Consider the following 20,021-nt stretch of genomic DNA (forward strand, 5'->3'; position numbering starts at 1 on the left):
GTCACGGCGCAGCGGGATCGTCTCCCCCGACAGGTCAGCGGGTGCCGGCGGCGCGTCGCTTGTTGTAGACGTCGAAGGCCACGGCGACGAGCAGGACGAGCCCCTTCACCACCGACTGGGTCGACTGGTCGACGCCCATCAGCTGCATGCCGTTGCTCATCACCGCCATGATCAGACCACCGACCATCGCGCCGACCACGGTGCCCACCCCGCCGGTGACCGCCGCGCCACCGATGAACGCGGCGGCGATCGCGTCCAGCTCGAACATGTTGCCGGCGGCGGGCTGGGCGCCGTTGGACCGCGAGGAGTAGATGACGCCGGCGACCGCCGCCAGGAAGCCCATGTTGACGAACATCCAGAAGTTGACGGTGCGGACCTTCACCCCGGACAGGGCTGCGGCCGAGAGGTTGCCGCCGATCGCGTAGACCTGCCGACCGAAAACGGTACGCCGGGTGAGCAGGCCGTAGACCAGGACGAGGACCGCCAGGACGATCAGCACGATCGGAAGCCCACGGGCGTGCGCCAACTGCCAGGCGAAGTACATGATGACCGCGCCGACCACGGCGATCCGGGCGACGAACAGCGGGAACGACTCGACGGGCTGCTGGTAGCGGATCCGCGCGACGCGGGTGCGGAAACCGCTCACCGCGTACCCGGCCACGGCGACGGCGCCGATCAGCAGCGTGAAGGCGTCGAAGCCCTGCCCGCCGAGCAGCCCGTTGAGGAATCCGGCCGCGACGCGCTGGTACTCGGCGGGGAACGGCGACAGCGAGATGTTGTCCAGCACCCGCAGGGTGAGGCCACGGAACAGCAGCATCCCGGCCAGCGTCACGATGAAGGCCGGGATCCCGGCGTACGCCACCCAGAAGCCGTGCCAGGCGCCGACCGCGACGCCGACGACGAGCGCGGCCAGGACGCCGACCCACCACGGGTAGCCCTGCTGGATCACCAGGACCGCGGAGACCGCTCCGGTCAGCGCGACCACCGATCCCACCGACAGGTCGATGTGCCCGCCGATGATCAGGATGACCATCCCGATCGCGAGCACCAGGATGTACGAGTACTGCAGGACGATGTTGGTGATGTTCCCGGGGCTGAGCGACACCCCGTCGGTCAGGATCGCGAAGAGCGCGACGATGACGACCAGGGCGACGTAGATCCCGCTCTGCCGCAGGTTGTTCAACACCAGGGCCCGCAGGTCGCTCGTCCCGGTGTGCAGGGCGGCGGCCGGCGCGCGGTCCGGGGGCGTCGGGCGCTCCGTCGAGGGGGTCTTGATGCTGGTCATCCGACGAGCTCCTTGTCCTTGGTCATCAGCTCCATGAGGCTCTCCTGGGTCGCCTCTCCGACCGGCTTCTCACCGGTGATCCGGCCGGCGGCGAGGGTGTAGATGCGGTCACACATCCCGAGCAGCTCCGGCAGCTCGGAGGAGATGATGATCACCGCCTTGCCCTCGGCCACGAGCCGGTTGATGATCGTGTAGATCTCGTACTTGGCCCCGACGTCGATCCCGCGCGTCGGTTCGTCCAGGATCAGCACGTCGGGATCGGTGAAGAGCCACTTCGACAGGACGACCTTCTGCTGATTGCCGCCGGAGAGCTTGCCGACCACCGCCATGACGCTGGGCGCCTTGATGTTCATCTCCCGCCGGCTCGCCTCGGCGACCTTGATCTCCTCGTTGCCGTTCACCCAGCCCAGCCGGGCCAGCCTGGCCAACGCGGCGGCGGAGACGTTGCGGCGGACGTCGTCGATGAGGTTCAGGCCGAACCGCTTGCGGTCCTCCGTGACGTAGGCGATGCCGTTGTCGATCGCCTCCGCGACGGTACGGGCCTTCACCTCCCGCCCGTGCACGAACAGTCGGCCGCTGATGTCGCGGCCGTACGATCGGCCGAACACGCTCATCGCCAACTCGGTGCGCCCGGCCCCCATCAGCCCCGCGATGCCGACGACCTCACCGGCCCGCACGGACAGGCCGACGCCCTCGACGACCAGCCGGTCCTGGGTCGGGTGCCGCACCGTCCAGTCCTCGATCCGGAGCACCTCCTCGCCGGGGGACGACACCCGGTCGGGGTAGAAGCTGTCCAGGTCGCGCCCGACCATGCCCCGGATGATCCGCTGCTGGGTCACGTCGTCGGCCCTCATGTCGAGGGTCTCCACCGCGCGCCCGTCCCGGATGACCGTGGTCGAGTCGGCGATCTCGGTGATCTCGTTGAGCTTGTGGGAGATCATGATGCAGGTGATTCCCTGCTCCTTGAGCTGCCGCAACAGGCCGAGCAGGTGGGCCGAGTCGACGTCGTTGAGGGCGGCGGTCGGCTCGTCCAGGATGAGGAGGCGCACCTTCTTCGACAGCGCCTTGGCGATCTCCACCAACTGCTGCTTGCCCACTCCGAGCTGGATGACGGGGGTGACCGGGTTCTCGTGCAACCCGACGGACGCCAGCAGCTCCGCCGCATCGGCGTTGGCCCGGTTCCAGTCGATGAGCCCGCTGCGGCCACGGCGTTCGTTGCCGAGGAAGAGGTTCTCGGCGATCGACAGGTACGGCACCAGGGCGAGTTCCTGATGAATGATGACGATGCCGTTGGCCTCGCTGTCCCGGATGCCGCGGAACTGCATCGGCTTGCCGTCGAACAGGATCTCGCCGTCGTACGAACCGGTCGGGTGGACGCCGGACAGCACCTTCATCAGGGTGGACTTGCCGGCGCCGTTCTCGCCACAGATGGCGTGGATCTCGCCGCGGCGCACCGCGAGGGTGACGTCCTCCAGCGCGGTCACCCCGGGGAAGGTCTTCGTGATGCGACGCATCTCGAGGATGGTGTCGTCCATGGTCACTGTCCTCATCGTGAGATCGGGACGCGGTACGCCATGGCGCCGGGCCCGGCGGCGAGCGCCGAGCCCGGCGGACGGCTAGTTCTTGGCCTGACCGGCGGCGACCTCTTCGGCCGTCCAGTAACCGGAGTCGATCAGCGTCGCCTTGATGTCGTCCTTGTAGACGGTGGCGATCGGCAGCAGGTACGACGGCACGACCTTGACGCCGTTGTTGTACGTCTGCGTGTCGTTGGCCTGCGGCTGCTTGTCCTGCAGGAAGGCCTCGGCGGCGTTCACGGCCTGGTCGGCGAGCAGGCGGGTGTCCTTGAAGACGGTGGAGCTCTGCACGCCGTCGTTGATCAGCTTGATCGAGGCGATCTCCGCGTCCTGGCCGGTCACCACGGGAATCTTCTTACCCGCGGTGCCGTAGCCGGCGTTCTGCAGGGCGGTGATGATGCCGCGGGAGATACCGTCGTACGGCGACAGGACCCCGTCGACCCGCGCGCCGTCGTTGTAGCTGGAGGTGAGCAGGTCCTCCATCCGCTTCTGCGCGGTCTCCTGCTGCCACCGCAGGATGGCCACCTGCTCGATGGTGGTCTGTCGCGACTTGACCCGCAGCGTGCCACCGTCGATGAACGGCTTCAGCGTGTCCATCGCCCCGCCGAAGAAGTACTGGGTGTTGTTGTCGTCGAGCGAACCGGCGAAGAGTTCGACGTTGAACGGCCCCTTCGCGGTGCCCTTCGAGCCGTCCTTGTTCTGCAGGCCGAGGCCGACCAGCAGACCGGTGGCCTGGGCGACGCCCACCTTGTAGTTGTCGAAGCTGACGTAGAAGTCGACGTTCTTGCTGCCGCGGATCAGCCGGTCGTACGCGATCACCGGGATCTTGGCGTCGGCGGCGGCCTGCAACTGGCCGCTGAGCGCCGTACCGTCGATCGCCGCGAGGACCAGGACGTCCGCGCCCTGGGTGATCATCTGATCGACCTGCTGCGACTGCGTGGGGATGTCGTCGCCCGCGTACTGGAGGTCGACCTTGTAGCCCTTGGCCTCCAGCTTCTGCTTCACCGCGTTGCCGTCGGCGATCCACCGCTCGGAGGTCTGCGTCGGCATCGAGACACCGATGGTCAGGTCGCCGGGCTTGTCTCCGCTGGTGTCACCGCCGCTGCCAGCACCCTCGCCACTGCACGCCGCCAGGCTCAGCGCCAGCACCGCGCCACCGAGAGCAACCAGGAACTTCCTGCCCACGGGCTTCTCCTCTCTGGACTCCCCCGCCGACTTCCGGGGCCACCTGTCATCGTCCCGGGTAGTGTTAGCGCTCACATATGGCACGTCAACACTTAACCGGAAATACCGGTGTCACGGTCTCGTAACGGCGGCGCGTTTGGCAAGGGCATCCCGAATACGCCCTCCACTACGGACGCAAGGTGGCACGACGGCGTGGACGTCAGGTGATCCACTCGTCATCGCTGACATCGGGGCATCCCCAACACGCGGACACCGCGATGTCAACGAAACCGAGTCGATCAAGCTGGATCGGAGATGGGGCGGGCCTTCACGGGCGATGCCGCGTGCGCGCAGCGAGGTACGTGCCCGGCGGTACGGGGGCGGGCAGCCGGGCCTGACGCCGTCAGCGTCGGGGCGGCGCGGCCACGCTGTCGCGCGCGACCAGGGTCGGGGCGATGGTCTGACGCAGCGCCCCTCCGGTGCCCGATTCGATCTGAGCCAGCAACAGCTGGATACTCGCCCGCGCCACGGCGTCGAAGTCCGGCCGGACGGTGCTCAGCGGCGGAATGAAGTACGCCGCCTCCGGCACGTCGTCGAAGCCGACCACGCTGATCTCGTCCGGCACCCGCCGACCGAACTCGTGCAACGCCCGCAGCACGCCGAGGGCGAGATGATCGTTGGCGGTGAAGATCGCGGTGACCTCGGGCATCCGCGCCAGCAGCTGCCCGCACCGGTATCCCGAGGCCGCTGACCAGTCCCCCTGCATCAACGGTGGCGGGTCGACCCCCGCGGCCAGCAGCGCTTCCCGCCAGCCTTCGATCCGCCCAACGCTGTCGAACCAGTCCGACGGCCCCGACACGTGCCAGACCGTGCGGTGCCCGGCGTCGAGCAGATGCTGGGTCGCCGCCCGGGCACCCGCCACCTGGTCGACCGTCACCAACGGCACCGGACGGCGTGGGTCACCGTCGACGGTGACCAGCGGGACGTCCTTGGGCAGGCGTTCCAGCGCCTCACCGGCCGACTCCACCGGCGCGATGACGACGATGCCGGCGACCCGGTGCGACAGGTGCCGCTCGACCGCGGCCGAGATGGAGCGGTAGTCCAGGTCCCGCACGCTGCCCACACTCACCGCGAAACCCTCTTCCGCGGCGGTCTGCTCCAACGCGGCCAGCAACGACGCCGGCCCGTACAACGTCGTGTTCTGTGCCACCACGCCGATCACCTGGGATCGGCCGGTCACCAGGGCACGCGCCGCGCCGTTGGGCCGATAGCCCAGTTCCGCGATCGCCGCCCGCACCCGCAACCGGGTCTGCTCACGGACATTGGGGTGCCCGTTCAGCACCCGCGACACCGTCTGGTGGGAGACACCGGCCAGACGGGCGACGTCCGTCATCGCCGGACCGTGCACGGCCATGTCACTTCCCCCGTCTGCGTACCCGAAGCCGCGGCCCGCCGACGTCGACTGGAGCGGTCCGCCGATCCCGGCGCTCAGCCACCACGCCGGTGCCAAACCCCCGCTGACCGGCGCTGGATGGCTGACAGTCTACGCCAGCCAACGCCCTGACCAGGCGTGCGGCTGGCCCGTGGCGACGCCCCGGGCGGCGCGGGCGAGTCCTGCCGGGGCAGGGAGTCCTGCCGCCCACGCCGCCTGTCACGGTCACTGCTTCACCGCCTCGTGATCATGCTAGAAGCCGCGAGCCAGCCGGTAGTAGGCCTGGTTCCAGCGGATCTCGTCGGCGAAGCGGCGGGGCTCGGTGTCGGCGTCGATGACGACCAGTTCGGTCCGGCTCATCTCGGCCAGGTCGTGCAACTCCTCCACGCCCACCGCCTGCGACAGCACGGTGTGGTGCGGGGCGCCGGCGGTGATCCACGCCTCGGCCGAACCGGGCAGGTGCGGTCGCGGACGCCAGACGGCCCGGGCCACCGGCAGCCGCCGCAGCGGCTGCGGCGGAGACACCACGTCGATCTCGTTGGCCACGAGCCGGAAACGCTCACCCATGTCGGCCAGCCCGAGCACCACCGCCGGACCGGGTGCGGCGTCGAAGACGAGCCGGACCGGATCCTCGCGCCCCCCGATGCTCAGCGGGTGGATCTCCACGTTCGGCACGCCGCCCGCGATGGTCGGGCAGACCTCGAGCATGTGCGCGCCGAGCACCAGCTCCTCGCCCGGGGTGAGGTCGTAGGTGTAGTCCTCCATGAACGATGTGCCGCCGTCCACGCCCACGGACATCGCCTTGAGGGTCCGGACCAGCACGGAGGTCTTCCAGTCGCCCTCGCCACCGAACCCGTAGCCGTCCGCCATCAACCGCTGCACGGCGATGCCGGGCAGCTGACGCAGCCCGCCGAGATCCTCGAAGTTCGTGGTGAACGCGTGGAAGCCGCCGGCGTCCAGGAAGGCCCGCATGCCGAGCTCCAGGCGGGCGGCGTAACGCAGCGAGTCGTGCCGCTCACCCCCCGGGCGCAACCCCGGGGCGACCCGGTAGGTGTCGTCGTACTCCTTGACCAGGTCGTCCACCTGCGCGTCGGCGACCTGGTCGACGACCTGGACCAGGTCGTTGACGCCGTAGGTGTTGACCGACACCCCGAAGCGAAGCTCCGCCTCGACCTTGTCGCCCTCGGTCACGGCGACGTCGCGCATGTTGTCGCCGAAGCGGGCCAGGCGCAGCGACCGCATCGCCGACCAGCCGAGCGCCGCGCGGGCCCACGCCCCGACCCGGGCGGTCACCCGCGGATCGCTGACGTGCCCGGCCACGGTCTTGCGTGCCACGCCGAGCCGGGTCTGGATGTACCCGAACTCACGGTCGCCGTGGGCGGCCTGGTTCAGGTTCATGAAGTCCATGTCGATGTCGTCCCACGGCAGCAGGACGTTGGCCTGGGTGTGCAGGTGCAGCAGTGGCGTCTGCAGGGCGTCCAACCCGGCGATCCACATCTTCGCCGGCGAGAAGGTGTGCATCCACGCGACCACCCCGATCGCTCCCTGCGCGGCGGCGTCGCGGCAGACCCGCAGAATCTCACCGCTGTTAGTCAGGACCGGCTTCCAGACCACCCGGGCGGGAACCTGCGGCGAGTCGTCGAGCGCGGCCGCGATCAGGCGGGACTGCTCGGCCACCTGCCGGAGAGTCTCCTCGCCGTACATGCCCTGGCTGCCGGTCAGGAACCAGATCTCGGGTGCGGTGTGTGGTGCCATGGGGTTGCCTTCCGCGAGAGGGGCGGTCACTTGTAACGGATTCCGATGAGGCGCTGGAGGAGGATGAACGCGAAGAGCAGGCCGCCGATCACGATCTTGGTCCACCAGGAGTTGAGGCTCCCGTCGAAGGTGATGAGGGTCTGGATCACGCCCAGGACCAGGACGCCGAGCACCGTGCCGAAGACGTACCCCGAGCCACCGGTGAGCACGGTGCCGCCGATGACGACCGCCGCGATGACGTCCAGCTCCATGCCGACGCCGATCAGGGGCGCGCCGGAGAGGGTGTAGAAGGACAGCAGGATCCCGCCGATCGCGGAGCACAGACCGCTGATCGTGTAGACGGCGATCCGGGTACGCCCCACCGGCAGGCCCATCAGCAGCGCCGACTGCGGGTTACCGCCGATGGCGTGGACGTTGCGGCCGAGACGGGTGTAGGCCAGCGTGTAGGCGGCGACGACGACCACGGCGAAGGCGATGAGCACGCTGATCGAGACGAAGTTGCCTCGGGGATCTCCGATCCGCTCCTGGGACATCCTGGTCCAGAACCCGTCGGTGATCGGGATGGACGAGCCGGAGATGAACGTGCACATCCCCCGGGCGAAGAACATCCCGGCGAGGGTGACGATGAACGGCTGGATGTCGAAGAAGTGGATGGCACAGCCCATCAGCAGGCCGAGCGTCGGGCCGATGAGCAGGGCGATGACGAGCACGAGCGCCGCCGGCAGGCCCTGCTGGAGCAGCGAGGCCGACACCATCGCCGTCATGGCGACGACGGAGCCGACGGACAGGTCGATGCCGCCGGTGAGGATCACGAAGGTCATCCCCACCGCGACGACGAGCAGGAAGCCGTTGTCGATGAAGACGTTGAAGATGACCTGCACGTTGGAGAACGCCTGGTACTGGGACACGCCGATGCCGTACATGACCAGGAGCAGGGCGAGTGTGGCCAGGACCGGTATCTGCCGCCTCGGCAGCCGGAGCCGGGTACGGCCAGCGGTGAGCGATCCAGTGGTCATGCCGGCACCTGCTCCTTCGGCGAGTCGGTGACGGCGCTGGGCGGTGGGGCGCTGCTCCTTCGGCGGGCGAACCGCGCCCGGAAGGCCGGCGCCTGGATGAGGCAGACGGCGATGACGACGACCGCTTTGAACAGCAGCGAGGTCTGCGGCGAGATGTTCATGGCGTACACCGTGGTGGTCAGGGTCTGGATGATCAGCGCGCCGAGGATGGTGCCGCTGAGGAAGAACCGCCCGCCCGCGAGGGACGTGCCGCCGATGACGACCGCGAGGATGGCGTCGAGTTCCACCCAGAGGCCGGCGGCATTGCCGTCGGCGCTGGAGACGTTGGCCGTCATCATGAAACCGGCGACCGCGGCGCAGACGGCGCTGAGGACGTACGCGAGGAAGATGACGCGGCCGGAGCGGATGCCGGCCAGTCGGCTCGCCTCGGCGTTGCCGCCCACCGACTCGATGATCATGCCGAGCGCGGTGCGGCGGGTGAACGCGCCGACGAGCAGGGCCGCCGCCAGGGCGATGAGGATGGCCAGTGGCAGGGTGAGCACGTGGCCCAGCCCGATAGCCCGGTACGGCTCAGAGTTGATGGTGATGATCTGGCCCTCGGTGATCAGCTGAGCGAGCCCTCGGCCGGCCACCATCAGGATCAGGGTGGCGATGATCGGTTGGATTCCGATCACGGCCACCAGCACCCCGTTCCAGGCGCCCAGCACGAGCGCCACCCCCAGCGCCATCGCGAGGGCGGTCAGCACCACGGGAAGGCTGTTCTGGTCGGGCTGCTGACTGATGTACATGCAGGCGATCGCGCCACTGATCGCACACATCGACCCGACTGACAGGTCGATGCCGCCGGTCGAGATGACGACGGTCATGCCCAGCGCGACGAGGATCAGCGGCGCGCTCAGCCGCAGGATGTCGATCGGCGTGCCGTACAGGTGCCCGTCCTTGAGCTCGACGGACAGGAACCCGGGCCGGTAGACCGTGTTCGCGGCGAGCATGACGACGAGCACGGCGGCGGGCCAGAACAGCCGGTGAGCGGTCATCGCCCGGTAGCGGCCCACGGTGTCGTTCATCGGTCTGCCTCCTCCCGGTGGGTTCCACTGGCGATGGTCTGCATGACGCGGTCGGCGTCGAGGCTGTCGTCGTTGGCGAGCTGCGCGACCATCTGCCGGTCCCGCATCACGGCGACCTTGTGACTGAGGCGCAGCACCTCCTCCAACTCGGCGGAGATGAACAGCACGGCCATGCCGCCGTCGGACAGCTGCGTCACGAGTTTCTGGATCTCGGTCTTCGCGCCGATGTCGATGCCCCGGGTGGGTTCGTCGAGGATCAGCAGCCGCGGCTCGGTGATCAGCCACCGGGCCAGGAGCACCTTCTGCTGGTTGCCTCCGGAGAGGTTGCGGACCGGCACCTCCGGGTCGGCCGGCCGGATGCTGAGCGCCTTGATGTACTTCTCGACCAGCTCGTCCTGACGGCGACGCGGGATGGGCCGCAACCAGCCCCGGGCGGCCTGCATGGCGAGGATCAGGTTCTCGCGGACCGACAGGTCGGCGACGATGCCCTCCGCGCGGCGGTTCTCCGAGCAGAAGCCGATGCCCCGGTCGATGGCCTGCGCTGGGGTGCGCAGGCCGCTCGGCTCGCCGTTGACCGCGACCTGACCGCCGTCCGCCCGGTCGGCACCGAACAGCAACCTCGCCACCTCGGTACGGCCGGAGCCCAGCAGGCCGGCCAGGCCCACCACCTCACCGGCGTGGATGGTGAGGCTGAACGGCTCGACCGCGCCCGCCCGGCCGAGGTTCGACACCGCCACCAGCGGGGTGCCCTCCTCCACGGCGGCCAGGTCCCGTCGGGAGTGCTCCTCGATGCCCTCGAGGACGTCGAGTTCCTTGCCGATCATCTTCTCGACGAGGCTGAGCTGGGGCAGCTCAATGGTCGGGTATTCGCCGACGAGCCCGCCGTTGCGCAGCACGGTGATGCGATCGGCGATCTCGTAGACCTGGTCGAGGAAGTGGGTCACGAACAGGATCGCGATGCCCTCGTCGCGCAGTTGCCGCATGATGCGGAAAAGCTGCGCGACCTCGCCGGCGTCGAGGCTGGAGGTCGGCTCGTCGAGGATCAGCACCCGGGCCTGGATGTCGATCGCGCGGGCGATGGCGACCATCTGCTGAATCGCGAGGGAGTACGAGCCGAGCGGCGCGCTGACGTCAAGGTCGAGGTCGAGCCGGGCCAGGAGCGCACGCGCTCGGCGGCGGACCTCGCCCCAGCGGACGGCGCCGAGCAACCGGGGCTCACGGCCGATGAAGATGTTCTCCGCCACCGAGAGGTTGGTGCAGAGGTTGACCTCCTGGTAGACGGTGCTCACCCCGGCGGCCGTCGCCTGCATCGGCCCGCTGAAGGACACCGGCGCACCGTCGAGGGTGATCGCGCCCTCGTCGGTGTCGTAGACGCCGGTCAGCACCTTGATGAGGGTCGACTTGCCGGCCCCGTTCTCGCCCATCAGGGCGTGCACCTCGCCGGGGAAGAGCCGGAAGTTGACGTCGTGGAGTGCACGCACCCCGGGGAAGGACTTGCTGATCCCGGTCATCGTCAGGACCGGACGGCTATCCGTCATCCCATCAGACCTCTTCTGGGGTTGTCGACGCGGAAGGACCGCTTACTCCCGGTCCGTTCGGGGGATGGGCTGACGCTGCGGGGCCGCCGCGCGAGCGCGGCGACCCCGGCGTCGATCAGTACTTACGGTTGGGCAGTGCTTCCTTGGCCTGCTCCTGCGTGAAGGTGGTCTCCTCGGTCTCGATCCGAGCAGGCACCTCCTCGCCCGCGGAGACCTTCTTGGCCAGGTCCATCAGCTGTGGGCCGAGCAGCGGGCTGCACTCCGCGATGAAGTTGAACTTCCCGTCGGCCAGAGCCTGCATGCCGTCCTTGACCGCGTCGACCGTGATGATGGTGATGTCCTTGCCGGGCACCTTGCCGGCCGCGGTGATCGCCTCGAGCGCGCCCAGACCCATGTCGTCGTTGTGCGCGAACAGCACGTCGATCTTCGGGTTGGCCTTGAGGAACTGCTCCATCACGGCCTTGCCGCCGGCCCGGGTGAACTCACCGGTCTGGGAAGCGATGATCTTCAGGTTCGGGTTGGCGGCGATCGCCTCGGCGAAGCCCTTCTTGCGGTCGTTGGCCGGGGCGGCGCCAGCGCTGCCCTGCAACTCGACGATGTTCACCGGGCCCGATGCGGTCTTCTTCTGCTCGACCAGCCACTCGCCGGCGAGCCGGCCCTCCTTGATGAAGTCCGAGCCGAGGAAGGTCTTGTACAGGCTCTTGTCGGCCGAGTCGACCGAGCGGTCGGTCAGGATGACCGGGATGCCGGCGTCCTTGGCCTCCTTGAGCACGGTGTCCCAACCGGACTCCACCACCGGCGAAAAGGCGATCACGTCGACCTTCTGCTGGATGTAGTTACGGATCGCCTTGATCTGGTTTTCCTGCTTCTGCTGCGCGTCGTCGAACTTCAGCTCGACGCCCGCGGCGGCGGCCGCCTCCTTGATCGAGGTGGTGTTCGCGGTACGCCAGCCGCTCTCCGCACCGACCTGGGAGAAGCCCAACGTGATCTTGCCGTCGTCGGCGGCCCCGCCGCCGGTGTCGCTGTTGCCGCAGGCCGCCACGCCGCCGACGAGCAGCACGCTGGCGAGGACCGCGACAGCGCGCCACGGAGCGGATTGCGTTCGCATCTTTCTCATCGGATCTCCTTGGCTGGGTGTGGTGGGTGACCGCGCCAACCGCCGACGTGGGGGCGGGCGGCGTACGCGGGTGGTGCGTGCGGTGCCGTCGGTGGTGCAGCCCGGCGGGCTGCGCCGGGGTCGCCGGTCAGGAACCCGCCGGTGAGGTCGGTTGTTGGCCGTAGACGTTCTGGTAGCGGTGGTAGAGGGCGTCGATGTCCGCCTGTGCGATCGGCACCGGCCGCCCGAGTGCGCGGGTCAGGTGCGCGGTGCGGGCGACGTCCTCGCACATGACCGCCGCCTTGACCGCCGCGCGGGCGTCGCGGCCGATGGTGAAGACGCCGTGGTTACGCATGAGCACCGCGGGTGAGCGGTGCCCGGCGAGCGTGGTGACGATGCCCTTGCCGATGTCGTCCCCGCCGATCAGCGCGAACGGACCCACCGGGATCTCCCCGCCGAACTCGTCGGCCTGCGCCGTGAGGTGGCAGGGGATCGCCTCCCCGCGGGCGGCCCAGGCGGTGGCGTACGAGCTGTGGGTGTGCACCACCCCGCCGACCTCCGGCATCGCGCGATAGACGTACGCGTGGGCGGCGGTGTCGCTGGACGGGGCGAGGTCCCCCTCGACGAGGACGCCATCGAGGTCGCAGACCACCATGGTGTCCGCCGAAAGGTCGTCGTAGCCGATGCCACTGGGCTTGATGACCATGAGGTCTCGACCGGGAACCCGCGCGGAGATGTTGCCGGCCGTCCAGGCCACCAGGCGGTACCGGGTCAGTTCGGCGTGCAGGCGGGCGACCGTCTCACGCAGCTCGCGGATCTGTCGGGTCACCTCGGCGTTCATGCGACCACCTCCAGGGCGCTCTCGTGCGTTGCCGCGCCGGCCTCGACCGCCGCGTTGCGGATCGCGCGCAGGCGGAGCATGACGTCGTTGCCGCCGCGACCGAAGTGGTCGTGCAGCGTCCGGTACTCGGCGTAGAGGGCGTCGTACGCGCGCGCCCGGTCCGGGTCCGGTCGGTAGACGGCCTCGTGCACCCGGCCCATCGCCTGCGACGCCTCGTGGATCGACGGGTACTCGCCGGCGGCGACGGCGGCGTGGATCGCCGATCCGAGCGCCGGCCCCTGCCCGGAGGCGATGATGTTCAGCGGCCGGTTGGTCACGTCGGCGTAGATCTGCATCAGCAGGTCGTTGGAGGTGAGACCACCGGCGATCACCAGGTCGCTCACCGCCACCCCGGCCTCGACGAACGCCTCAATGATCATCCGCGTGCCGTACGCCGTGGACTCCAGCAGCGCCCGGTAGACGTCCTGCGGCCGGGTGGCCAGGGTCATCCCGACGATCATCCCGCTGAGGTCGTGGTTGACCAGCAGTGACCGGTTGCCGTTCCACCAGTCCAGCGCGATCAGGCCGTGCGCGCCGACCGGCTGGCTCGCGGCCAGCTCGGTGAGGCGTTCGTGGGTGGCGATCCCGGCCGGGGCGGCGTGCTCGACGAACCAGCCGAAGATGTCGCCGACTCCGCTCTGCCCGGCCTCGTAGCCCCACGCGCCGGCGCTGATGCCGCCGTCGACGACGCCACACATCCCGGCCACCTCGGCGAGGTGCGGGCTGTTGACCACGTGGCAGGTGGAGGTACCCATGATCGCCACGAGTCGACCGGGCTCCACGGCCTGCGCGGAGGCCGCGGTGACGTGCGCGTCGACGTTGCCGGTGGCCACCGCGATCCCCTCCGGCAGGCCGGTCCACGCCGCGGCACGGGCGGTGAGCGTGCCGGCACGGGCGCCGAGCGGCAGCAGCGGACCGTCCAGCTTGGCAACGAAGTCGCCGAAGTCCGGGTTGAGCGCGGTCAGGAAGCTCTGCGACGGATGCTGGCCGTCCTGCAGGATGCCCTTGTAACCGGCCGTGCAGACGTTGCGGGTCTCGGTGCCGGTGAGCTGCCAGACGATCCAGTCCGCGGCTTCGATGAAGCGTTCGGCGCGGTGGTAGACCTCGGGGTCCTCCTCCAGGATCTGGAGGCCCTTGGCGAACTGCCACTCGGCGGAGATCTTGCCGCCGTACCGGCCAATCCAGGGCTCCGCCCGATCGTGGGCCAGGGCGTTGATCCGGTCGGCGTGCGGCTGGGCGGCGTGGTGCTTCCACAGCTTCACCCAGGAGTGCGGACGGTCGCGCAGCTCCGGCGCCTCACAGAGCGGCGTGCCGTCGGCGAACGTCGGCAGCACCGTGCAGGCGGTGAAGTCGATGCCGACGCCGACGATCGCGGCGGGATCCACCCCCGCGGCGGACACGGCCGCCGGGACGGCGTACCGCAGCACGTCGCGGTAGTCCTCCGGATTCTGCAGAGCCCAGTCCGGCGGCAGCGGCCGACCTCCGGGAAGGGCAGCGCTGATGACTCCGTCGCCGTACTCGTGCACCGCGGTCCCCAGCTCGGCGCCGTCGCCGACCCGGACCACCAGGGCTCGCCCGGACAGGGTGCCGAAGTCGACACCGACGACGTAGCGTTCGCCAGCTCCGTCCACAGGATTCATGTCCACCTCCACCGTCAACGGACTCAGTGTTAACGCTCACATCCATCCTCGTCAAGACACCTGCGGGCAACAGCTCCGTAACGTCGACCGGGCGCCGCAGGGGGCGGTTACGCGGGCGCTCGTCGCCGGGCGCCCCGATGGGCAACGGCAGCGGCCGGAGCGGGGAACCGGCCGGTGCGGCCGATATGGACGCTGGAGCAGCGCCTCCGGCGCTGGGCCCGCACTGGCCCTCGACGCACGATTGGAGAGCCACGACGGCTGCCACGCAGCAGAGCCGTCGGAACGCCCGGGCGTGGAACGCCGAAGGCCCGGCCTGCCGGCCGGGCCTTCGGGTGTAGCGGTGTGTCGACCGCGAGCGGTGCGGGGATCAGCGGGCGGGATTGCGGTTGTACAGCGCCCTGGCCCAGAAGAAGGAGAGCACGGTGATGACGGCGCACCACGCGACCGCGAGGATCGCGTTGGCACCGATTCCGGTGCCCAGCAGCAGACCGCGCAGGGTCTCCATGACGGGGGTGAAGGGCTGGTAGTCGGCGAACCACCGCACCGCCGTCGGCATCGAGTCGGTGGGGACGAACCCGCTACCGAGGAACGGCAGCAGCACCAGCGGCATGGGCAGGTTGCTGGCCGTCTCGACACTCTCGCTGACCAGCCCGAGGGCGACCGACAGCCAGGTGAGCGCAAAGGTGATCATGGTGAGGACACCGATCGCGGCGAGCCACTCGACCGGATTGGCCGTCGGCCGGAAGCCGACGAGCAGTGCCACACCGGTCACGACCGTGAGACTCAGCAGCGTCTGGAGCAGGCTGCCCAGCACGTGGCCGGTGAGGACCGACGGTCGGAAGATCGCCATGGTCCGGAACCGGGCGATGATGCCCTCGGTCATGTCCATGGCAACCGAGATGGCGGTGCCCTGCGCCCCGCTGGCCACCGTGATGAGCAGGATGCCGGGGGTGACGTAGTTGGCGTAGTCGGCCCGGTCGCCGGTCGGTCCGAGGCCGGCGCCGAGCGTGCCACCGAAGACGTAGACGAAGAGCAGCAGGAGGATGACCGGCATCCCGATGAGCAGGAGCGTCATCGACGGATAGCGCAGCATGTGCAGGAGGTTGCGCCGCAGCATCGTGCTCGAGTCGCGGGCGGCGAGGGTGAGGGTGCTCATCGCGCCATGGCCCTTTCGTTGTCGGGTTGACCGGTGAGGGTGAGGAAGACGTCGTCGAGATCGGGGGTGTGCACGGAGAGGCTGGCCACGTCGATCGAGGCACGGTCGAGCTGGTCCAGCAGGGATCGCAGCGAGCCGACTCCGCCGTCGCTCGGGAACCGCAGGGTGAGTGCCGCGTCGTCCCGGGCGGTCGCCCCGAGCGTGTGAACGGCCGAGTCGAGCCCCGCCAGGTCGGCGAACTGCAGCACGACGTGGCCACCGGGGATGAGCCGCTTGAGCTCCCGCGGGGTGCCCTCGGCGATCAGGCGGCCGTGGTCGAGGAACGCGACCCGGTCGGCGAGTTGATCGGCCTCCTCCAGGTACTGGGTGGTCAGGAGGATGGTGACGCCACCGGCGACGAGATCACGGATGATCTGCCACATGGCACGGCGGCTGCGCGGGTCGAGACCGGTCGTCGGCTCATCGAGGAAGATGACGCGCGGCTCACCGACCAGGGTCATCGCGAGGTCGAGCCGACGGCGCATGCCGCCCGAGTACGTCGACACCGGCTTGCCCGCCGCCTCTGTGAGGTCGAACTGCTCGAGCAGCTCGACGGCGCGTCGCCGGCCGGTCGCCCTGTCCAGGTGGCGCAGGTCGGCCATCAGACTCAGGTTCTCCCGGCCGGTGAGCAGGTTGTCGACGGCGGAGAACTGTCCGGTGACTCCGATCAGTCCGCGTACCGCGTCGGGCTCCCGGGTCAGGTCGTGGCCGCCGATGCGGGCGTCGCCGCCATCGGCATCGATCAGGGTGGACAGGATCTGCACGGTGGTGGTCTTGCCGGCGCCGTTGGGGCCGAGCAGCGCGAAGATCGTTCCTTCGGCGATCTCCAGATCGATGCCATCGAGCACGACCTTGTCGCCGTAGGACTTGCGCAGGCCGGTGGCGACTATCGAGGGTCGGGAAGGGCTGGCCATGGTCTCCTCAATTCGTGGACGGGGGTCGCCGCGCGGGGTTCATCAGGCGCGGCGGATCGTGATGTCGCCGTACGAGGTGTGCGCCCGGACCTCGACCGTGTCGTCGGCCTGCGGCGGGCTGTCGGTCGTCTCGAGCGCGTTGTGCACCCGGCCATGGCGGGAGCTGACGTCGAGCCAGGCGGCGGTCCCGCGGCGGACACCGACCTCGATGGCCCCGTAGGAGGTCTGCAGCTCGATCGCCCCCCGCACGACCTCGCCCAGCCGGACGTTGCCGTAGGCGGTGCGTGCCGCCACCGAGGCCATCGGACCGTCGACGGTGATGTCGCCGTAGGCGGTGTTGATCCGGACGTCGCCGCTGCTCCGGCCAATCCAGCAGTCGCCGGAAGAGTTCTTGATCTCGGCAGCGCCGTCGACCTCGCCGATGCGCACCTTGCCGGAGGACGCCTTCACCCGGACCGGGCCGGCCACGCGTTCCACGGCGACCTCACCGTGGCTGGTGTCGATGTCCAGCGGCCCGGTCTGGTCGAGCCGGATCGCGCCGCCGGTCTTGACGTGACACTCGCCGAGGCGCCCCTCGCCGCGGAACGCGGCCCACGACGCCTCGGCGTGCACGCGGGACCCCGTCGGCACCTCGATCAGCACATCGACCGACGGGCCGGCGCCGAAGCCGTAGCGACGCCAGCTCTTCGGCACCCTGATCGCCAGTCGCCCGGCGGCGTACTCGACGGTGGTCTGCTCCGCGGTGCTCACGTCGGCCTTGCTCGACGGGTCACGGGGTCGCACCTCCACGACCGTGTCGGCACGGTCGGTCGCGCTGATCCAGGCGTCCCCGACGGGCAGCTCGATCTGGACGGAGATGGGTTCGGGTGTATCGAAAACAGGCATGGTGGTCTCCCGGAAGGTCGACAGCGGGGATCGCCGCAGGTGAGCGGCGTGGAAGGAAGGGGGTACGAGGTCAGCGCGCCCAGCCGGTGAAGTGCTGGCCGGAGCGCGGCTCCACCCGGCGTTCCGGGCGACGATCCGGCTCGCCGGCCCCGATGGCGCCGGCGACCGCTCGGACGAGCCAGGCGTTGACCGACAGCCCGGCCCGGCCGGCAGCCTCCTCGACGCTGGCCTTCAACTGGTCGGGGAGTCGGAGGTTGATCCGCGACGTGCCGCCGTCGTCGCCGCCCGGTGCGAGCACCGGCGCCGGCAGCGCGGGCGGGTGGACGTCCTGGTCCGCCCTGTCGGCCGGCGGGCTGGCCGGAGTCACGACGAAGTCGGGCTCGCGCCCGCGCAGCCGGACGTGCACCGACCCGGGGGCGAGGTCCCGGGTGATCTCGTCGGCCGCGTCGGACAGCGCGTCGAGCAGCATGAGACGGGTCGCCGCCTCCAGTTGGGTGTAGAGCCGCTCGGCCAGCGCCCGGCCGTCCGGGTCGACCCCCTCCGCGGCGACGGCGAACTCGTTACGCAGGTTCTCGACGTACGGCCTCAAGTCCATGACGCCATCATGGCACCACTTTGGCTCAGCGCGCAACACTGACGGCTCAATGTGACGCCATCGCGTTGAGCAAGATTGGATAAGCCCTGTTCAGCCACGAGCACCAGCGGGCGGCGTCAGCTCACCGAACGCGCGTCGGACCACGCGGTTCGCGAGTTCCTGGGTCAGTCCGGTAGCCACCAGCAGGTCACTGACGGTCGTGCGGACCTGCGCGACGACGACCGCACCGGAGAAGCCCACCCCTTCCCGGTAGGCGTCGCCGGCCGCACAGACCGCCCGCAACGCCTGCTCCCGCGCCCGCTTGGGTTCGTCGCCGGCGGCGAACTGCCGCTTCAGCAGCCGGACCGCCTCGGCCAGGTCGGTGACCGCCCTCGACATCGGCTCCGGTATCGGCTCGCCGTCCTCGATCAGGCTCACCGACCGGCGGATCAACGTCCCGGTGTTGCGCATCGCCCGGTCGATCGGCTCCGCCGCCTGCGCGTACCGGCCCACCGGTCCGTGCCGTTCGTGCCAGTGCACCGGCGACAGGGTGCTGGCCTCCCGTGCGCCCTGGGTCGCCTCGACGAGTGCCTTCAGCTCGTCCTTGTTCTGCCGTAGCTCGACCATGGCGGCACGTGCCGGAGCGGCATCGTGCCGCGCCAACGCGCCAGCGGTGGCGTCGAGCTGGGCACTCAGGAGATCCAGCGCCGGCCGCGCGGCCCGGTTGAGCACCCGCAGCGGGTTCAACGGCAGCAGTACGGCGGTGACCAGCAGCGCCACCACTCCCCCGACGAGGGCGTCCACGAACCGCGGGATCTCCAGGTCACGCACGGACGGACTGAGCGTGGCGATGAGCACCGCTGTCGCCCCGGCCTGGATCACCACCGCCGCGCTCCCGCCGAGAAACAACGCGACGACGACCGCCAGCACGACGATCAGGGCGAGTTGCCACCAGCCGGTGCCGATCACCTGGAGCAGCAGATCGCCGATCAGGACCCCGACCGCGACGCCAATGATCAACTCGACGGTACGGCGCAGGCGTTGGCCGACCGACGCGGCGAGGGTCGACACCGCGGAGATCGGCGCGAACACCGGCTGCGAGATGTGCAGCACCTCGTGCACCACCAGCCAGGACAGCGCCGCGGCCAGACCCGCCTGCACGGCGAGCCCGCCGATGCCGCGTACCCGCCGCAGCCGGTCCCGCAGACCGGCCGCCGTACGGCCACGAAGCCGGGCGGCGGTCGCCGCCAGCCCGGGGTGGTCGGTGTCGTCCGCCCGGGTCGGCGCACCCCCGTCACCTCCGTGCCGATTGGCGTCGACCATGGCGGCGCCTACCCCACCGTGACCGGATCAATCCTGGCCGCCCTCGCCGCGGGACCAGCGCACCCAGCGGTCAGCCGCGCAGTGACCGGACGTCGGCCACGGTGAATGTAGGCTCGACATCACCGCCGGGGACACCGTCGCCTACGCGCACGCGCTGCTGCGCTGCGGCACTCCCGACGACCTTGCGAAGAGGCCGGAGTTCCTGCTGCGCCTGACCCTCGGCCTGCGCAGGGAGGCCGGCTCGGGCTCCTGGGTGGTCGCGCACGAGCACCATTCGTTCCCCGACGACAACGGCGCGGACGACCGCGAGGCGTCCGAACGTGCGGTGCGGACGCTGCACCGGCGCTGGTTCGAGGCCACCGCGGCCAAGGACATCGAGGGCCTCATGGAGCCCATCGCCGAGACCGTCGTCTCGTACGAGCACGAACAGCCCCTGGAGTACGTCGGCCGTGACCAGGTGCGCGAGGTCTGCGCCAGCGGCCTCGACGGGGCACCCGGGTGTTCCACCGGACCGAACGCGGTTGGGAGATGATCCACCAGCACGTGTCGTTCCCGTTCGACCTGAAGACCGGGCAGGCGAGGACCGACCTGACGCCCACACACACGAGGTGATCCGGCCCCGGGACACCGGGCGGCCCGCGCTCCCGCGCGTACGGGGCGGCGCGGGCCCGTCGGCCGGGCGG

General features: G+C 69.9%; 16 protein-coding genes and 1 pseudogene. 1 reads left to right on the forward strand and 16 read right to left on the reverse strand.

Annotated features, from left to right (window positions below; translation table 11 throughout):
- Positions 1-34 precede the first annotated feature (34 nt).
- The 16 genes from mmsB to KBX63_RS05910 form a co-directional block, all read right to left on the reverse strand.
- Positions 35-1,285: a multiple monosaccharide ABC transporter permease gene (gene mmsB, locus KBX63_RS05835; protein ID WP_210908982.1), complete on the reverse strand. Its 1,251-nt coding sequence runs from the start codon at positions 1,283-1,285 to the stop codon at positions 35-37.
- Positions 1,282-2,820: a multiple monosaccharide ABC transporter ATP-binding protein gene (gene mmsA / locus KBX63_RS05840; RefSeq protein WP_210909238.1), complete on the reverse strand. Its 1,539-nt coding sequence runs from the start codon at positions 2,818-2,820 to the stop codon at positions 1,282-1,284. The genes mmsB and mmsA overlap by 4 nt, the downstream gene beginning before the upstream one ends.
- A gap of 81 nt (positions 2,821-2,901) precedes the next feature.
- The gene (gene chvE, locus KBX63_RS05845; protein ID WP_210908983.1) at positions 2,902-4,044 is read right to left on the reverse strand and encodes a multiple monosaccharide ABC transporter substrate-binding protein; all 1,143 of its coding nucleotides are present in this window, start codon (positions 4,042-4,044) and stop codon (positions 2,902-2,904) included.
- Positions 4,045-4,426: 382 nt separating this feature from the next.
- Positions 4,427-5,416, reverse strand: a complete 990-nt coding sequence (locus KBX63_RS05850) for a LacI family DNA-binding transcriptional regulator (protein ID WP_210908985.1) — start codon at positions 5,414-5,416, stop codon at positions 4,427-4,429.
- 291 nt (positions 5,417-5,707) lie between these two features.
- Complete coding sequence (gene araA, locus KBX63_RS05855) at positions 5,708-7,210, reverse strand: L-arabinose isomerase (protein WP_210908987.1); 1,503 nt, start codon at positions 7,208-7,210, stop codon at positions 5,708-5,710.
- Positions 7,211-7,236: 26 nt separating this feature from the next.
- A complete protein-coding gene (yjfF, locus tag KBX63_RS05860; protein ID WP_210908990.1) occupies positions 7,237-8,226 on the reverse strand; it encodes a galactofuranose ABC transporter, permease protein YjfF in 990 nt (329 codons plus the stop codon).
- A complete protein-coding gene (locus KBX63_RS05865) occupies positions 8,223-9,293 on the reverse strand; it encodes an ABC transporter permease (protein WP_210908992.1) in 1,071 nt (356 codons plus the stop codon). The genes yjfF and KBX63_RS05865 overlap by 4 nt, the downstream gene beginning before the upstream one ends.
- The gene (locus tag KBX63_RS05870) at positions 9,290-10,831 is read right to left on the reverse strand and encodes a sugar ABC transporter ATP-binding protein (RefSeq protein ID WP_210908993.1); all 1,542 of its coding nucleotides are present in this window, start codon (positions 10,829-10,831) and stop codon (positions 9,290-9,292) included. Before KBX63_RS05870 ends, KBX63_RS05865 begins: the two co-directional genes overlap by 4 nt.
- 115 nt (positions 10,832-10,946) lie before the next feature.
- Positions 10,947-11,948 carry an ABC transporter substrate-binding protein gene (locus KBX63_RS05875; protein WP_374102189.1) on the reverse strand — a complete coding sequence of 334 codons (1,002 nt, stop codon included), beginning with the start codon at positions 11,946-11,948 and terminating at the stop codon, positions 10,947-10,949.
- A gap of 127 nt (positions 11,949-12,075) precedes the next feature.
- Positions 12,076-12,768 (reverse strand): L-ribulose-5-phosphate 4-epimerase, encoded by a 693-nt coding sequence (locus KBX63_RS05880; RefSeq protein WP_210908995.1) that lies wholly within the window; start codon positions 12,766-12,768, stop codon positions 12,076-12,078.
- Positions 12,765-14,447: a ribulokinase gene (gene araB / locus KBX63_RS05885; RefSeq protein WP_210908998.1), complete on the reverse strand. Its 1,683-nt coding sequence runs from the start codon at positions 14,445-14,447 to the stop codon at positions 12,765-12,767. The genes KBX63_RS05880 and araB overlap by 4 nt, the downstream gene beginning before the upstream one ends.
- Before the next feature lie 367 nt (positions 14,448-14,814).
- Complete coding sequence (locus KBX63_RS05890; protein WP_210909005.1) at positions 14,815-15,603, reverse strand: ABC transporter permease; 789 nt, start codon at positions 15,601-15,603, stop codon at positions 14,815-14,817.
- Positions 15,600-16,556 carry an ATP-binding cassette domain-containing protein gene (locus KBX63_RS05895; RefSeq protein WP_210909006.1) on the reverse strand — a complete coding sequence of 319 codons (957 nt, stop codon included), beginning with the start codon at positions 16,554-16,556 and terminating at the stop codon, positions 15,600-15,602. The genes KBX63_RS05890 and KBX63_RS05895 overlap by 4 nt, the downstream gene beginning before the upstream one ends.
- 42 nt (positions 16,557-16,598) lie before the next feature.
- The gene (locus KBX63_RS05900) at positions 16,599-17,441 is read right to left on the reverse strand and encodes a DUF4097 family beta strand repeat-containing protein (RefSeq protein ID WP_210909010.1); all 843 of its coding nucleotides are present in this window, start codon (positions 17,439-17,441) and stop codon (positions 16,599-16,601) included.
- A 70-nt stretch (positions 17,442-17,511) separates the two neighbouring features.
- A complete protein-coding gene (locus tag KBX63_RS05905; protein ID WP_210909012.1) occupies positions 17,512-18,036 on the reverse strand; it encodes a hypothetical protein in 525 nt (174 codons plus the stop codon).
- Between the two features lie 90 nt (positions 18,037-18,126).
- On the reverse strand, positions 18,127-19,338 hold the full coding sequence (locus KBX63_RS05910) for an aromatic acid exporter family protein (protein ID WP_210909014.1): 1,212 nt from the start codon (positions 19,336-19,338) through the stop codon (positions 18,127-18,129).
- A gap of 112 nt (positions 19,339-19,450) precedes the next feature.
- Between KBX63_RS05910 and KBX63_RS05915 the strand changes: the two are divergent.
- Positions 19,451-19,950 (forward strand): annotated as a pseudogene (locus tag KBX63_RS05915) (nuclear transport factor 2 family protein); the annotation flags it as partial.
- Positions 19,951-20,021: the final 71 nt, after the last annotated feature.

Origin of the sequence: Micromonospora sp. U21 (assembly GCF_018070045.1) — a bacterium.
Lineage (GTDB): Bacteria > Actinomycetota > Actinomycetes > Mycobacteriales > Micromonosporaceae > Micromonospora.

Coding starts and splice junctions, on each gene's coding strand:
- mmsB (WP_210908982.1), bottom strand. CDS start 1,285: ATGACCAGCATCAAGACCCCCTCGACGGAGCGCCCGACGCCCCCGGAC.
- mmsA (WP_210909238.1), bottom strand. CDS start 2,820: ATGGACGACACCATCCTCGAGATGCGTCGCATCACGAAGACCTTCCCC.
- KBX63_RS05850 (WP_210908985.1), bottom strand. CDS start 5,416: ATGACGGACGTCGCCCGTCTGGCCGGTGTCTCCCACCAGACGGTGTCG.
- araA (WP_210908987.1), bottom strand. CDS start 7,210: ATGGCACCACACACCGCACCCGAGATCTGGTTCCTGACCGGCAGCCAG.
- yjfF (WP_210908990.1), bottom strand. CDS start 8,226: ATGACCACTGGATCGCTCACCGCTGGCCGTACCCGGCTCCGGCTGCCG.
- KBX63_RS05865 (WP_210908992.1), bottom strand. CDS start 9,293: ATGAACGACACCGTGGGCCGCTACCGGGCGATGACCGCTCACCGGCTG.
- KBX63_RS05870 (WP_210908993.1), bottom strand. CDS start 10,831: ATGACGGATAGCCGTCCGGTCCTGACGATGACCGGGATCAGCAAGTCC.
- KBX63_RS05875 (WP_374102189.1), bottom strand. CDS start 11,948: ATGAGAAAGATGCGAACGCAATCCGCTCCGTGGCGCGCTGTCGCGGTC.
- KBX63_RS05880 (WP_210908995.1), bottom strand. CDS start 12,768: ATGAACGCCGAGGTGACCCGACAGATCCGCGAGCTGCGTGAGACGGTC.
- araB (WP_210908998.1), bottom strand. CDS start 14,447: ATGAATCCTGTGGACGGAGCTGGCGAACGCTACGTCGTCGGTGTCGAC.
- KBX63_RS05890 (WP_210909005.1), bottom strand. CDS start 15,603: ATGAGCACCCTCACCCTCGCCGCCCGCGACTCGAGCACGATGCTGCGG.
- KBX63_RS05895 (WP_210909006.1), bottom strand. CDS start 16,556: ATGGCCAGCCCTTCCCGACCCTCGATAGTCGCCACCGGCCTGCGCAAG.
- KBX63_RS05900 (WP_210909010.1), bottom strand. CDS start 17,441: ATGCCTGTTTTCGATACACCCGAACCCATCTCCGTCCAGATCGAGCTG.
- KBX63_RS05905 (WP_210909012.1), bottom strand. CDS start 18,036: ATGGACTTGAGGCCGTACGTCGAGAACCTGCGTAACGAGTTCGCCGTC.
- KBX63_RS05910 (WP_210909014.1), bottom strand. CDS start 19,338: ATGGTCGACGCCAATCGGCACGGAGGTGACGGGGGTGCGCCGACCCGG.